The 16,641-nt window shown below is 48.2% G+C and carries 10 protein-coding genes; 4 read left to right on the top strand and 6 right to left on the bottom strand.

Annotated features, from left to right (window positions below; translation table 11 throughout):
- Positions 1–101: 101 nt before the first annotated feature.
- Complete coding sequence (locus tag Q7V32_RS15690) at positions 102–641, top strand: response regulator (RefSeq protein WP_304897919.1); 540 nt, start codon at positions 102–104, stop codon at positions 639–641.
- A gap of 16 nt (positions 642–657) precedes the next feature.
- Here the strand turns inward: Q7V32_RS15690 and Q7V32_RS15695 are convergent, their stop codons facing one another.
- From Q7V32_RS15695 to Q7V32_RS15720, 6 genes are all read right to left on the bottom strand, one after another.
- Positions 658–3,348 (bottom strand): nitrate reductase, encoded by a 2,691-nt coding sequence (locus Q7V32_RS15695; RefSeq protein ID WP_304897920.1) that lies wholly within the window; start codon positions 3,346–3,348, stop codon positions 658–660.
- A gap of 9 nt (positions 3,349–3,357) precedes the next feature.
- Positions 3,358–4,581 (bottom strand): NAD(P)/FAD-dependent oxidoreductase, encoded by a 1,224-nt coding sequence (locus Q7V32_RS15700; RefSeq protein WP_304897921.1) that lies wholly within the window; start codon positions 4,579–4,581, stop codon positions 3,358–3,360.
- A gap of 56 nt (positions 4,582–4,637) precedes the next feature.
- The gene (locus Q7V32_RS15705; protein ID WP_304897922.1) at positions 4,638–6,185 is read right to left on the bottom strand and encodes an alginate export family protein; all 1,548 of its coding nucleotides are present in this window, start codon (positions 6,183–6,185) and stop codon (positions 4,638–4,640) included.
- Positions 6,186–6,343: 158 nt separating this feature from the next.
- Positions 6,344–8,095 (bottom strand): ABC transporter ATP-binding protein, encoded by a 1,752-nt coding sequence (locus Q7V32_RS15710; protein ID WP_304897923.1) that lies wholly within the window; start codon positions 8,093–8,095, stop codon positions 6,344–6,346.
- Between the two features lie 12 nt (positions 8,096–8,107).
- Positions 8,108–9,124, bottom strand: a complete 1,017-nt coding sequence (locus Q7V32_RS15715; RefSeq protein WP_304897924.1) for an ABC transporter permease — start codon at positions 9,122–9,124, stop codon at positions 8,108–8,110.
- Between the two features lie 74 nt (positions 9,125–9,198).
- Positions 9,199–10,599, bottom strand: coding sequence for a CmpA/NrtA family ABC transporter substrate-binding protein (locus Q7V32_RS15720; protein WP_304897925.1), 1,401 nt, complete (start codon positions 10,597–10,599; stop codon positions 9,199–9,201).
- Between the two features lie 779 nt (positions 10,600–11,378).
- Here Q7V32_RS15720 and Q7V32_RS15725 point away from each other — a divergent pair.
- From Q7V32_RS15725 to Q7V32_RS15735, 3 genes are read left to right on the top strand one after another with little or no spacing between them, the layout of a single operon-like run.
- A complete protein-coding gene (locus Q7V32_RS15725; RefSeq protein ID WP_304897926.1) occupies positions 11,379–13,253 on the top strand; it encodes a methyl-accepting chemotaxis protein in 1,875 nt (624 codons plus the stop codon).
- 50 nt (positions 13,254–13,303) lie between these two features.
- Positions 13,304–14,884, top strand: a complete 1,581-nt coding sequence (locus Q7V32_RS15730; protein ID WP_304897927.1) for a DUF3365 domain-containing protein — start codon at positions 13,304–13,306, stop codon at positions 14,882–14,884.
- On the top strand, positions 14,856–16,415 hold the full coding sequence (locus tag Q7V32_RS15735) for an HD domain-containing phosphohydrolase (protein WP_304897928.1): 1,560 nt from the start codon (positions 14,856–14,858) through the stop codon (positions 16,413–16,415). The genes Q7V32_RS15730 and Q7V32_RS15735 overlap by 29 nt, the downstream gene beginning before the upstream one ends.
- Positions 16,416–16,641 lie beyond the last annotated feature (226 nt).

A 16,641-nucleotide genomic window follows, 5' to 3' on the forward strand; every position in this document is an offset into this window, starting at 1 on the left:
AGTGAAACTTATCAAGAAAACAGGCAACCTCTGCCACAAAAAAGCACTTGAAGTTAAGATTTCTAATTCGAATAAGCCAATCGCCAAACAATGCATTAAGAGTGACAACCCCGTATGAAAAACAGCAAACAAAAATTTCAATTGCCAGCTTCAATAAGCCGTCCATCATGACCGGTTACAATGCGGTTAATTTTAGAATATTGCTGATTGAGGATGAACCTGCCGAGGCAAATCTGGTCAAGATGGCGCTCAGAGAAAATAAGATTCAGTGCCAACTTCACCATGTGACAGACGGACTGGAAGCGCTGGAATTTCTTAGGAACGGCAATAGTGAAAATGCCGAATTTCAGAGCCCCGATATCATTCTGCTGGATGTCAATATGCCCCGAATGAACGGCCAGGAATTTTTGACTGAAATCAAATCGGATATCAACCTGTCATATATTCCGGTGATTGTCTTTTCTTCAGCCGATTCGGAAAGCGAAATTTCCACGTCCTACCAACTGGGCGCAGCCAGTCATATTATCAAACCAACCGACATGGCCGCTTTTATCGATACGTTCAGAATAATCGACGCCTATTGGTTCAAACTTACCCGCTTACCCAACAAGCCTTATTCAGATTTTGTTTCGATTGAATAAAGGCGGCTTACGCTATTTAAGCCCGGTCAGCGGCGGCATTTTGACTTAAATATTTTTTTAACTCAGGAATACACGAACCGCAGCCGGTACCTGCACTTAATCGCTGGCCAATCTCTTCAACATTATTCAATCCGAATGTTTTGACCGCTTTGGCAATCGACTTCTCCCCCACATTGAAACACGAACAAACAATACGTCCGCAATCCTCGCCACCCATTGGCGGCAGTCCGCTAAGCAAACGTAAACGTTCGGCCCGGCTTAGCGTCTCTTGTGAAAACAACGTTGCCAACCAGGCCGGTTCCGGCAACACCGGCGTGGACGAGACAAATAAACAGCAGTCCAACCGGTTATCAATGACTAAAGCGCTCCGGTACGCACCTAACTCAGGATCGCTGTATTCCAGCCAGTCATTATTTTCAACCGGTTTTGACCGTATTGTCTCTAGCCATTGCCGCCAATGATGCGGCTGCGTGCTATCCGCCAATTCATAACGACTAAAGCCATTGCCCTTGATTTTGACGACATATTCAATACCAGTGATCATTAACGGTGAGCGCGACAAAATCATCCCGTACCACTTCGCGGGATAACGGGCGATTGCAACCGGCGTTTGCTTGCTTTCCGGCTGCCCTGAGCAAGGATCGACAACCGGATTGACCAAGGCTCCGATTCTGCCCCGGCTGCTGAGTTGAGCTGTCCAGTGCATAGGTACAAACACGCTGCCGGGCTGCTGACTATCGGTCGTTACAACCCGGGCAATCATACTGCCCCACCGGCTTTCCAAAACGGCCAGATCCTGTGTTTTAAGCTTATATTCGGCCGCATCGGCAGGATGAATTTCAACAAAGGGCTCTGGTTTGTGTGCATTCAGTCTGGCCGACAAGCCGGTGCGGGTCATCGTATGCCACTGATCACGCAGTCGTCCGGTATTCAACGTAAACGGGTATTGCCGGTTTGGCGCATTGACCGGCGGACGCGGTTGAATAGCGATAAACTGTGCTTTTTTTGAAACCGTATAAAACTGACCATCGCCAAAGAGCCGCGCCGTTCCGTCGGGGGCATTGTCTGTAACAGGCCATTGCACGGGCTGCAATTGGTCAAATTGTTCCTGTTTAATCCCGGCGAACGAGGAAATATTAAAATCGCGCACAAGCCCTGAATCATCATTTTCAAAACCCGACAAGGCCGCATGTTCACGAAAAATATCAGCACTGGTCCGGTAATTGAACGCTTCCCGGTAACCCATTCGCGTCGCGACCTGACAGATAATCCACCAATCGGGTTTGGCCATGCCGGAGGCCTGAAACAAAGGCCGCTGCCTGGAAATACGGCGCTCCATATTGGTGACTGTGCCGTCTTTTTCACTCCAGCCCAAGGCCGGCAATTTGATATGCGCCAAATCCATTGTATCCGTGGCTTCGATACAATCGGAAACAATCACCAGCTCGCATTGTTTCAATGCGGCTTTGATTTTATCGGCATTCGGCAAGGTCACAACCGGATTGGTCGCAATAATCCAGACCGCTTTAACGCTGCCGTCATAAATAGCATCGAACAGTTCCACCGCTTTCAACCCTGGTCGCGCCGCAACACGATCGGATCCCCAAAAGCGGCCAACCAGGTCAACCTGTTCAGGATTATCCAGCTCCATGTGCGCGGCCAGGGTATTGGCTAGACCACCCACTTCCCTGCCCCCCATTGCATTGGGCTGACCGGTAAATGAAAAAGGCCCCATGCCTGGCTGGCCTATTTTCCCCGTCGCCAGATGGCAGTTGATAATCGCATTGCATTTGTCCGAACCGGAACCGGATTGATTGATGCCTTGAGAGTAAACCGTCACAACGTTGCGAGTCCCGGCAAACCAGTTGAAAAACTGTTCAACATCCGCTGCCGTCAAGCCGCAACCCTCAGCCACGTCAGCAATAGTTCCGGCACTGGCCATTGCCGAAACCAACGCCGAGTCAAAACCTTCGGTGTGAGCGTCTATATAGACTTTATCCAATGCACCGGTTTGTGCCAGAAAGCTCAGCAAGCCGTTAAACAACAGTCCGTCCATGCCCGGCTTAACCGCCAAATGCAGATCTGCGCTGTCGCACGTAGCCGTTCTGCGCGGATCGATGACCACTATTTTTAAGGACGGATTTTTTTCCCTCGCTTTTCGGATACGCTGGAATATAACCGGATGGCACCAGGCGGTATTCGATCCGGTCAATACGATTAAGTCGGCCAATTCCAGATCTTCATAATTACCAGGAACCGCATCGGCCCCAAAAGCCCGCTTATAGCCGGCAACGGCTGAAGACATGCAAAGCCTGGAATTGGTATCGATATTCGCCGAACCGATAAAGCCTTTCATCAATTTATTGGCGACATAATAATCTTCGGTCAACAACTGACCGGAGACATAAAAAGCCACAGCATCAGGGCCATAATCACGAATAATACGAGTCAATCCATCGGCTACCGCATCCAGCGCCGTATCCCAGTCACAGCGCTTTCCGCTAACTTCTGGATACAGCAGCCGGTTTTCCAGCGAAACGGTATCGCTTAATGCCGCGCCTTTTGAGCACAGTTTCCCGAAGTTGGCCGGATGTTCCGGATCACCTTGAATGCTCACCTGATGACCGGCGGGGTCATCGACTGTTGCGATGATGCCGCAGCCGACCCCACAGTAGGGACACGTTGTTTTAATCTGAGTTTTTATCATGACAACAGCTTATGCAGCGACGGATAAGGGCGTTTGCCCAAAAATCAGGCCATCACGCAAGGGTGAAATATCAATCTTATTCTTCAGTAAATCCAGATACCAGGCCGAGTCAGCCGTATCGCCGTACAACAACACACCGGCAATCAAGCTGTTTTTTATGATTAATTTTTTGTAAATGTTTAAGGCCGGGTCAATAAAAACAATCTGTTCGGCACCGGCTTCACCGGCAAAATCGCCCGCCGAAAACAAATCGATACCCGTGACTTTAAGACGCGTCGCAGGCTGCAGGCTTTGATACACCGGCGCTTTTTTATGCGCCAAATGCTGCGCGCACACTTTGGCTTGCTCATAAACCGGCGCAACCAGCCCGAAAAGTTCTCCGCGATGCTGCACGCACTCGCCTACTGAGTAAATGGCAGGATCACTGGTACGCAAACTGTCATCGACCACAATGCCTTGTTCACAGTCCAGACCGATGCGCCGAGCAAGCATCATATTGGGCAGAATGCCGGTTGCCATGATCAACAGATCAGCTTGCAGCACGGATCCGTCGCTGAGTTCAACCTGACTGATATGACCTTCAACGGCAATAATGTTATTGATGGTGCAGCCTAATTTAAAGCTAAGCCCCTTGCTTTCCAGTTGTTTCTTCAGCATGGCGCCTGCCTGATCATCAAGCTGCCGATTCAATAAATGCCCGGCGCGATTGACGACGGTAACATTCATACCGCGTTGCTGTAAGCCGTTGGCCGCTTCAATACCCAATAAACCGCCACCCAAAACCACGGCATGCTGCCTGGTTTCGGATTTTTCAATCATGGCCTCGACATCGGCAATTTCCCGGAAACTCATGACGCCGTCGGCATCACGTCCCGGAATGGGCAAAATCAGCGGCACAGAGCCAGTTGCAATCAACAATTTATCGTAATAAGCCTGCGTTCCATCCCTGGCAATGACGATCTGTTTTTCCCTATCGACATCGACAACCGTTTTATCAGGACCGCAATACAGCGTGATACCGTGTTTGTGATACCAGGCGAAGTCGTGAATCATGATGTCATCGACCCGTTTTTCGCCGTACAAGACCGGAGTCAACAAAATGCGATTGTAATTACCGTAAGGTTCGGCGCCGAATACGGTGATGTCATATAAGTCGGGTGCCGATTCGATCAAGGATTCAACGGTGCGCATGCCTGCCATGCCGTTACCAATCACGACTAATTTTAGTTTCATGATCATTATCCTTAAAATAATCCAGAACGATGGCTAAACGAATATTTTCAGCAGAATCAGAAATTGAATTGGACTTCGACAAACCCGTAATCGGCATTTTTGTTGTTCGTGTAGGCATTGCTCATGGCCGTTCCGCCGAAAACGTGTCCGTAGTACATATTCCAGCTGACGTGATCATTTAATTTGTGGCTTAACGAAACATCTATGAGCTGCCCCACATCCCTTGAACCACCGCCGTTTCGTCCGAAATAACCGAAGGACCCAGTCCGACTGGTTGCGCCGGCGCCGGCATAAAACAAATCATCCGTGGATGAGAGAGCAAGATGATGATAATTCATCTGAACCTGGACGTTGTCCAACGGCGATACGATAAATTGAGCATAGGTGTCTTCGATATTCATCAAGTTATAGAAGGGGAAAAGCGCTTGGAGTCGAACGGTCGGCAAGACTTGGAAAAAGGTTTTGTGGGTGCCGTCGTTACGATCATCGTCTCCGGAAGACCGGGTATAGCCACCTCTAAACCAAGGTTTTAACGGCAGTTGCGAAAATTGATAACCCAGCTCGGCAGTTCCAGCCCATGCACGATGCTCTTGGTCGGTCCAGTCGCCGAATTGGTAAGCGCCCCAAACCAACGCATCGAATTGACCAGGACCAATCGGTAAAAGAGTCAAAGAGTGAGTGCCTATGGTATGGACGCGCACATTGTCATCTTTGGCGAAGGAGCGTTGTGCTAACGGTCGGTTATCAACAACCCGAATGTTTCGAGCATCGTTGTAATAGAGATAGAACAATCGCGCTTCGGTACCCGGCAGCAAAGCATTGCGTTTGCTGGTCAATGCGGTATAAAACACATCTAACGCGCTGATCTGACTTTGTACATCGATATTAAATCCGCCTTGAGTCGGACGCACGCCGGTTGCGGTAAAGTTGTAGTCAGGCTTGTCGTAAACGACGGAAAATCCATCGAATCTTCGTCCCGCATGAGTGAAATCGAAATTGCCGATCAAGCGTTGCGAAACACGGCTGGTTTTCAAGAAGTCGAAACTCTTGTCACCGGTCTTATATTCCAAGCCTTCATTGACACCAAAACGACCCAGTTTAAGATTTAAACCGGGAGCGCCCAGCCAGCCCATTTTGAAATTCAGCCAAAGCTCCTGCAAATGCAAATCGGACAGACTTTTCGAACGGCTTTCATTATCTCTGTAGTAAGCACCGCCCAGTCCCAGCGGTCCGACGGCGGGAGCGAATGCATTAGCCGGCAAGTCATAGAGTCCGACATGTTGCGTTTGAACCAGACCATCGACCCAATCGGTTTCTAACTTTAAACCTAAGCGAGTACGGGTTGCCCAAAAATCATATTCGTGATCGGTTGGCGTCGTGACGGATGGGAGACCGGGTTCGAAAAAATTCCACGCTTCATAACGGCCACGCAATTCGCCCGTCATCGTCAATCCCGGCACGATTTGCCCGAGGGGCTTTTGATTTTCCGCGGCCAACGATTCGTTGTTGATTGCAGATATGGCTAGTGAGCAAAATAATAATGCGGCGCGGTTACGTGTTCGGCACGTGTGTTTTTGCAGCGATAACGCTTTAACTGACAACATGGCTATTCCCCTTATAATAAGCAAAAATTCGTTTACGGCCTTACCCTTGAGTAAGTGGCTGTGTTCTGGTTGATTGTGGCTTTCTTGTTAAAAACGCAATGCCGCTCCGTTTTTTCATGATCGTTTGAATGAATCAGTGTTCGATGAATCATCTAAAATCAATGCTTATGTTCGCACTCGTTCAGAAAGGTAAGTAAGCTTTCCCGGTACTTGTAATAATCCGGATGGTCAAGCAACGCTTTTCTCGTACGCGGCCTGGGTAAATCGATGGTTTCAATCTTGCCGATTTTGGCATGAGGACCGTTAGTCATCATCACAACCCGATCGGCTAGCAGAATGGCCTCATCTACATCATGAGTTACTACGATCGCGGTCACATGGGTTCTTTCCCACACTTCCATCAACACTTCCTGTAACTCCCAACGGGTCAACGAGTCCAGCATGCCGAACGGCTCGTCCAGTAACAATAATTTGGGGGAAAGTGCAAATGCTCTGGCAATACCGACCCGCTGCCGCATTCCATTGGACATTTCGGCCGCTTTTTTATGCAGGGATCCCGCTAATCCAACGCGGGTCAGGTAATATTCAACGATGTCATCACGCTCGCTTTGCGATGCATGCGGATAGACCTTATCGACCCCCAGACTGACGTTTTCAAACGCGGTCAACCAGGGAAACAAACTGGGTGCCTGAAAGACCACACCCCGGTCGGGTCCTGCTCCGTCAATTTCCTTATTATCCAGAACAATACCGCCTTCAGAAATGCCGGTGAGTCCTGCCGTCATCGACAATACGGTGGATTTTCCGCAACCCGAATGCCCGATGATCGAAATAAATTCACCTTTTTTCATCATCAGATCGAAGCCGTCAACCACCATGACCGAACTGTTACCATTCGGAGTCGGGTACACTTTGGACAATTTGGAAAACTCCAGATAGCGCGGCTTTTCCTTTTCGTCCAGCTTGGGCTTGAGCGCCGAATGATCCAGTTTCCAATCATTACTGGTATTGGGCCTGACATCGGGAAGAACGACTTTATCCTGCCCGGTATCTTGTGTCTGAGCGATGCCGATCTGCATCAGATAACGGGTGATTTCGGCGCGCAATTTTTTAAATTCAGGATTGTGATTCAGCTCGGTTCTGTCCCTGGGACGTTCAAGACCGACCCTAAACTCGGGGCCGAAAGTAGCGCCGGGACCGGGATTCAATGGGATAACCCGATCAGCCATATAAATCGCTTCATCGACATCGTTGGTAATTAAAATGACGGTTTTTTTCTCCTGCTCCCAAATCTTCAGAATTTCGTCCTGAAGCTTACCTCGCGTCAAAGCGTCTAATGCGCTCAGCGGCTCGTCCAGCAACAAAATTTCCGGATTAGCAGCCAAAGCCCGGGCGACATTAACCCGTTGACGCATGCCGCCGGACAATTCGGCAGGCTTTTTGTCCATCGCCGCCCCAAGATTAACCATACGAATATACTTTTCAGTCTGCGCTTTGCGTTGCGCGGCAGGCCAATGCTTGTAAACCTGATCAACCGCCAATGCGACGTTGTCGAATACCGACAGCCAAGGCATCAGCGAGTAATTCTGAAACACCACGCCGCGATCAGGTCCCGGTGAAGTGACCGGTAAGCCTGACTTCAGGATTTGTCCCTGGTCAGGATGAATCAATCCTGCGATCAACGAAATCAGCGTCGTTTTACCGCTGCCGGAAAAACCGACAATAGCGATAAACTCGCCATCCTCGATACTGAGATTGATATCTTTTAAAACTGAGGTTTTGTTATGCCCTTCACCATAGGATTTGGCAATTTGTTTTAACTGAATGGCCGGTTGAATCTGTTGACTGATCACCGGTTTAACCACTGCCAACCGGCCCTCGACTTCGACACTGCGTAAAACTGCTGACATGACGGCTCCCTCTTAAATTTGGCGACCGAACGAAAAAGCGTTTTGCAGCGACTGCATGACGCGATCCAGAATGAAGCCGATGATGCCTATCGTAAATACCGCCACCATGATGCGGCCTAAAGAATTGGAACTACCGTTTTGAAACTCGTCCCAGACAAATTTGCCCAGCCCCGGATTTTGAGCCAGCATTTCCGCAGCAATTAACACCATCCAACCCACGCCCAGCGATAAGCGCATACCGGTAAAGATGTAGGGCAGCGCGGAAGGCAGAATGATTTTTCTGATTTGCGTGCCCCAGTTCAGCTTTAACACTTTTCCGACATTGACCAGGTCACTGTCAATCGATGAGACACCCACTGTCGTATTGATCAAAGTCGGCCATAGTGAACATAAAGTCACAGTAATCGCTGATGTTAAAAATGCCTTTTCGAACCAGGAGTCGTCATTACTGACATAAAGGGCACTGACTACGAGCGTCACAATCGGCAACCAGGCCAATGGCGAAACCGGCTTAAAAATTTGTATCAACGGGTTCAATCCGGTTCTGACTATTGGGTTCATGCCGCATAGAATACCGACCGGAACAGCAACAATAGTGGCAATTGAAAAACCGACAAAAACAGTATAAAGACTGGTAAAAATCTGATCGAGGTAAGTCGGTTTTCCCGTGTAATTGCGCACTCTGGTTTCGGCATCAGGATTACTGGCCCGTTTCTGTTCATTGCTTAAACGTTGGCGTTCATAAAAACGGGTGGCTTTCTCTCTTTCAGTGTAATGATCCTGCAAAAGTATTCCTGCTTCATGCCAAACCGCACTCGGACCTGGAATGGCGCCCAAGCTGGTATGAATGCGTGCTGCCGTTACGCTCCAAAGCCCCAGAAAAAAGATGAAAGCAAGTAATGGCACCCCTATCATCTGCAAAATCTGCCTGAATTGATGGGCAGGATTTTCTCCGGAGCATAATTTTACAAAAGGGACAAACCAGGTCAGCCCTGTTATCGTAAAAAACTTGATTAACTTATTGCTCATTGTTCCTACCTCTTGAAGCGACATCTAAACCCAAGTTCAAAACCGTTATTGCCTCTAACCCGGGTTGTGTGTAATTACTCAATAATTTTTCCATCGACCACTTTTTGTTTGGCTTTCAAGCCGATCGGGAATTTCGTCAGGTATTCATTAGGTTTGGTCCCGTCATAAACAATTCCGTCGATAAATTCTGTTTGTGGCGATTTGAAACCGGTTTCACTTCCAGAGGGAAAATCGCTGGCACTGGCCTTTCCTTCAGCGATTAATTCTTTAGCCGCAGCCATGTAAATGTCAGGGCGATAAACCTGTTTGGCAATTTCCATATACCAATCGTCAGATTTATATTCGTTGATTTGACCCCAGCGGCGCATTTGAGTCAGATACCAAACTGCATCGCTGTAATACGGATAGGTTGCGTTATAACGAAAAAACACATTGAAATCCGGCAAGGAGCGTTTATCGCCTTTTTCATACTCGAAAGTACCGGTCATGCTATTAGCAATCACATTGTAATCGGCTCCGACATACTTACTGTCCGACAGAATCTTAACGGCTTCCGGACGGTTTTTATTGTTCTCCGCATCAAGCCACATTGCCGCTCTGATCAAAGCCTTGACCACCGCCAAATGGGTGTTCGGGTATTTATCGGCCCAGGTTTTACTGACGCCGAATACTTTTTCAGGATTGTTTTTCCAGATTTCATAATCAGTTACAACCGGCACACCTATACCTTTGAATACAGCTTGCTGATTCCAGGGTTCGCCGACGCAATAACCGGAAATAGTTCCGGCTTCCAGCGTCGAGGGCATTTGCGGTGGGGGTGTGACCGACAACAAAGCATCCGCATTAATTTGACCGTTGGTATCTTGAGGTGGCGCATAGAAGCCCGGTTTAATGCCGCCTGCGGCCAACCAGTACCTTAATTCATAGTTATGCGTCGATACCGGAAAGACCATACCCATATTAAAAGCCTTGCCTTCAGCTTTATATTTATCGATAACGGGCTTCAATGCATCGGCTTTAATCGGGTGAACAGGTTTGCCATCCGCCATGGGAACATGGGGTTTCATTTGCTGCCAGACATCGTTTGAGACAGTCACCGCGTTGCCATTTAGATCCATACTAAAAGCCGTAACGACTTCGGCTTTCGTACCAAAACCGATGGTGGCTCCCAAAGGCTGACCGGCAAGCATGTGAGCACCATCCAGTTCGCCGTTGATAACCCGGTCTAAAAGTACTTTCCAGTTGGCTTGTGCTTCGATCTGAACAAAAAGCCCTTCTTCTTCAAAAAAGCCTTTTTCATAGGCAATGGCCAGTGGTGCCATATCGGTCAGCTTGATAAAACCGAATTTGAGGTCTTCTTTTTCAATGCCTTCAACAGCCTGAGTTACCGGTGAAAAGGTCAATACCGAAAAAGACAGTGAAGCGGAGAGAACGGTAAGCCATCGCTTTGAAAGGTGATTGTTAAACTGTTTCATAAGAAATTTCCGAAAATGTGGCATAAAAAAAGGCGTCTACATGCGAGAGAGGTGGGAAACCTCGCACGATAGACGCCTTTGTCTTGTTTGCTCGACAGTGAGCTTGATTAAGACCCCAGCACTGGGGGATTTACAAATTACAATGCAAAACTATTGCCAATTTTCATTAAAACACCGATATAAAATTTTTTAACTTTATAGAACATAGAGTTAAGACGATTGTAAAAACAGCCGGCAGAAAAGTGAAGACGGCTTTAACGGCCTCAAGTTAGTGCATAAATTGCACATTAAAGCTAAAACAAGCACCAATATTGCGCACGCGGGGTTTAATCGTAATGCCTGGATAGTCAGTATCGTAGGAACTGACCATGCTCGCAGTCAAAGGTAGATCAATCGCGTGCATGGCCCGCTCCTACAAAATATACCTTTCGCACTTCAAATTTCGGCAGTGCCTAATTTCGATCTACGATGGGTATACATTTAAGTTAATGGCATTGGGATTTAATCCAGCGGGTCCTAGAGACCTTATTCTCAACTTTTACAACCACAAAGAAATTGACCAACCCTAAGGGTTTAACCGTTGCCTCCCATTAACAAATCAAGTCAATGCTCTATACTAAAAACCACATTTTCGTAGCGAAGATCAGCGATTTCCTGATTGACAGATGCCTGATCAAATCCACCGAGCAGGAATGACAAGACCTTCATCCCCCGGTATGACCTCAACGTCCTTGCTTCAATCGAAAATATTACTGCACGAGACTTAATGAGGGAACTCGATGTTTAGCCTACATAAGTTGAAATTCAACTTTAAGATTGCCTTAATCGCCTTATTACCCCTTTCGGGTTTGCTGTTGATATCGTCTTTTATAGTTATCCATCAAGTGGATGAAATGCAATCGGCCGAGAGAATTATTTCGCTGGCAAATTTATCCGTGCATGTCAGTGATCTGGTCCATGAATTACAGAAGGAACGAGGGATGTCGGCTGGCCATTTGGGCAGCCGTGGGCAAAAATTTAAAACCGAATTGGTCCGGCAGCGCGAAACCACCGATGCCCGTCTCAAAAAGTTGAATCAATTTCTCAGCGAATTCGATAAGGAACTCAGTCGCGAAATTGCCGAAAGCATGGACAGCGCAGACAGGCAAATGGCCGGGCTCATCTCAACCCGCCGGGGTGTCAGCGCGTTAACGGCTAGCGGAGAAACTACCCTCGCTTATTATTCCAACCTGAATGCCGCTTATCTGGATATCATCGCCCAACTGCCCCAGTTCAGCACCAATGTTCACATTAACCATAAACTGGATGCTTACGCCAATTTTCTTAAAGGCAAGGAACAAGCCGGCATAGAGCGTGCAGTTTTAACCAATACGTTTACAAGAGACGTTTTTGGCCCCGGCATGTACGAAAAACTGGTCAGCTTGATTGCCTTCCAGGATACTTATTTAGACTTGTTTACCACTGTAGCACCCACCGAATATAAAGATTTTTTCAAGCACACTTTGTCCGGCAAAACGATAGAAGAGACCGCCAGGATGCGGCGCAAAGCCTTGGACAAAGCTGAAAAAGGCGGATTTGGCGTCGATGCGAGCCACTGGTTTGCGATGCAAACCGGCAAAATTGATTTACTGAAAGAGGTAGAAAACTTCATCGCGAATGATGCTATGGCGACTTCAACCGGCATCCGGCAGGAAGCCACCCGCCAATTAATTTTTAACGGCATTTTCATTGCCATAATCGGCGGATTATCATTCATGCTGTTCTGGATTATCAGTAAAGACATTGCCCATCAACTGGGCGGAGAACCTCAAGTAGTCAGTGCCATGACGGCAAAAATCGCTGCCGGCCAACTGGACCGACGCACAGAGGCTCACTCGTCTCGTCATGTCGGCATTTTTGCAGCGATGCTGACCATGCAAAAACGCTTAGCCGATGTCATCGGCACCATCAGTACTTGTTCGGAGCAAATTGCCCAGGCATCCCAGGAAGTCAACAATGCGGCTCAAACTTTGAGCCAAAGCACCTGCGAACAAGCGGCCAGCATCGAACAAACCAGCGCCGCGCTTGAGCAACTGACCGGCACGGTTGAAAACAATCACGAAAACGCGCAAATCACCGAAAAGATTGCGATCACCGCAGCAGCCACTGCTGTCGATGGCGGGCAAGCAGTCAATGATACGGTCGCAGCCATGGAAAAAATTGCCTACAAAATCAGTTTAATTGAAGAAATAGCTTATCAAACCAATTTGCTATCTTTGAATGCCTCGATTGTCGCGGCTAAAGCCGGTGAACATGGCGCCAGTTTCAGCGTGGTGGCTACTGAAGTTCGTAAACTGTCCACGCGCAGTCAGGAAACCGCCAACGAAATCAGCACGCTCGCCAAAAATGGCTTGGCCATCGCGAAGAAAGCTGGAAATCTATTGAATGAAGTGCTGCCTAACATTCAGAAAACCGCCAGCTTGGTGCAGGAAATAGCCTCTGCATCTGACACACAAGCCACGGGTGTCCGGCAAATCAGTCAGGCAATCGTGCAACTGGATAACGTCATTCAACAAAATGCCGCCGCATCCGAACAATTAGCCGCTACATCAGAAGAACTGAATGATCAAAGCCAGTTATTGATGGGTCAAATTGGATTTTTCAAACTGCAGTAAGTTACCCAAAACATGAATCCCCTCTTCTATTTATACCGCAAACCCTGCTCATGAAAGAAAAAACAGCCATCGATGCCCAGCTTCGCAGAGTGCACCTCCCTCTGCTGCTACTGATGATCACGATGATTCTGGCGGCATCGTTATATTTTCGCATCAGCTCGGTTCGTCATCATAATCTGGAAGTAACGACCGTCGGGGCGCGCAATATTTTTCAGATAATTGTCCTGACCCGGCAATGGAATGCAGAACACCAGGGAGTCTATGCTTTAGTAAGCGCTGACACGCAACCTAATCCCTATCTGGAACATCCTGACCGGGATTTGGAACTGGCTGACAAACGCCGGTTGACCATGATCAATCCGGCCTATATGACCCGGCAAATTGCAGATCTGGCCATGAGCGATGAACATCTCAACCTGCATCTGCATATCACCAGCTTAAAGCCCATCAGACCTGAAAACGGACCGGACGATTGGGAAGCTTTGGCGCTGAAAGAATTCGAGGAGGGTAAATCTGAAAAGTTCAGCATCGAAAACATCAATGATCAAAGTTACCTGCGTTATATGGCCCCTTTAGCCGTCAAGCAACCATGCCTGGCATGTCACGCCAAACAAGGCTATAAACTAGGTGACGTGCGGGGTGGCATCAGCGTGAGCATGCCTTATCAGGCCATTGAGCAGGCAACGCAAAACGAAATTATGGCTACCGTGATCAATCACGGCTTTTTTTACGTTCTGCTGGTCACAATCAGCTGGGTCCTGATCGAATTACTGGCTCGTCGATGGCGCAGTCTGGATGACACGATTATGTCGCTGGAAGCCACCCGTACTGAATTGATTGCCACCGAAAAAATGGCATCACTGGGACGTTTGGTCGCTGGTTTCGCCCATGAATTGAACACACCGGTCGGTGTGGCCGTCGGCGCAATCAGTCACAGCGACGAGACCATCAAAACCCTGAAACAGTTGTTGACCCTAGATGAAGTCAGCGAAATAGAGTTTTCTACCCAGATCGATTATCTGAGCGAAAGTCACGATTTGGCTTTGGCCAATTTACGCCGCGCCGCAGATTTGGTTCAGCGTTTTAAACGCACATCAATCGACCGGGGTTCTGAGCATAAACGCGAGTTTCAGCTGGCTGAACTGATACAGGATGTATTGACCACGCTACGCAATGTCTTGAAAAAAACCGCCATCAAGGTTGTTGTCGACTGCGATCCCCTGCTCAAATTATACGGTGCGCCCGGTTTACTGGAGCAGATACTCACCAACCTGATTACCAACAGTGTCACTCACGGTTTCGATGAAGGTCGACGCACCGGACGCATTCTGATCAAAACCTTTAAAAACAGTGACGGGAAGCTCGTCATTGACTACCAGGATGATGGCGCAGGCATGAACGATGAGGTTTGCCGTCAGGCTTTCGAACCTTTTTTCACGACCCGACGGGACTGCGGGGGGTCCGGCTTGGGACTTTATGTCATCTATACTATCGTTACTCATCAAATGGCCGGTGCAATTCATATTAAAGCAAGACCCGGCCTAGGGTCTCATATCCACATTGAATGTCCGATTGAAAACCCGCCTAATCAAGGAAACCGTTATGAAGCTAATCCGTCGCTCAAACCCTGACCGAAGCGAAGATAACAGCGGTCATAACCTGCCTCCCGACAGCGAAACGGGGGGGTATTTCTGGAAGATTCTAATTGTCGATGACGAAGAGGATGTGCGCACGCTGACGCGTATCAGTCTGCGTGACTTTACGTTTGCCAGCCGCTATCTCGAATTTATCGAAGCCGGATCGGCACAAGAGGCGATGGACCAACTGGCAAAACATAATGATATCGCCGTGGCATTGGTTGATGTAGTAATGGAGACCGATGATGCCGGACTGAAACTGGTTGATCATATCCGTTATCAGCTTAATAACGACATGTTACGTATCGTCATTCGTACCGGCCAGCCCGGAATGGCCCCGGAACGCTATGTCATAGATCATTACGACATAGACGATTACAAAGACAAAACCGAACTGACGGCTTCCCGGCTTTACACAACGGTTCGTTCAGCGCTAAAAGCCTTTCGTGACCTGCAAACCATCAACACCAATCGTCTGGGTTTAGAGTGCGTATTAAAAGCTACACCGGCCATCTATAATCTGGATCATAGCCGGTTATCCAATTTTTTTAACGGCATGTTGACCCAAGTAATCGGACTGTGCCGACTCTCGCCCACCACTTACATGGGTTCATTGGAAGGCGTCATCACCACCATCAATAATGATGAAATCAAGATCAGAGCCTACACCGATCATTTTGTCGATAATCCGCGCTTTGACGAAATTCATCAGCAATGCGTCAACAGTATTCTTTACGATCAACCGATTTCTCAATTACGCGACAAAGCGGAAGTCCTGCCGTTAAAGATAGCCGACAAGCCGGTCGGCTATATCTATGTTGAGCCTATCGAGGCTTTATCCCAAATTGATCGGAGCCTGATCACTATCTTTGCCCGCCAATGCTCGCAAGCCCTGGAAAATTTCGAACTACACAGCACTATCATCAATTCATTTGAAAGCGCCATTGACATGCTCGCTGAAGTAGCCGAATACAAAGACAAAGCGACCGGCGGGCATGTCAATCGGCTGGATCATTACACGCATGCGATCGCGCTAGCCATGAATGTTGATAAAAATGAGGCGTGTTGCTTCGGCAAAGCAAGCCGTTTGCACGATGTGGGCAAGATCGGCATTCCTGATTATATTCTGTCCAAACCCGGCAAGTTGACGACGGAAGAATTTGAAATCATCAAAACCCATACTACACTGGGGGCCAATATTCTAGGTCACGATCGGGCCTTTGAACTGGCGCGGCAAATTGCCTTGTTTCACCATGAGCGCTGGGATGGCGGAGGTTACCCGCAAGGCCTGCGGTCTTCGGAATTACCGCTCGCTGCCAGAATTGTTTCAGTCGCTGATGTATTTGACGCAATGATAAGCTGGCGGCCCTACAAACAACCCTGGAGCACCCAGGATGCAAGAGAAAGTATCGCCACTGGAGCCGGAACACAATTTGACCCCGATGTAGTCGCCGCCTTTTTAAACGTATTGGATAATGGAGGATTCGATCAAACGATTGAGAATGCCGTCAAAACCATCGAGTGAGACGACCATTCATCCTAACGTTCATCAAACCGTTAAGTTAAGGCCATCCCAATCAATCGATAGGCAGAATTGTAGGAGCAGGCCATGCCTGCGATTTAAGGTGGTTCAATCACGGGCATGGCCCATTCCTACAAATTAAACAGTATTGAGATCGGACGATTGCCGTATTTGAACACAACCCATACGCTTTTATTGATACTATTCTGAGTCTCTAACCGGACTGATC

Origin of the sequence: Methylicorpusculum sp. (assembly GCF_030651835.1) — a bacterium.
Taxonomy (GTDB): Bacteria; Pseudomonadota; Gammaproteobacteria; order Methylococcales; family Methylomonadaceae; genus Methylicorpusculum.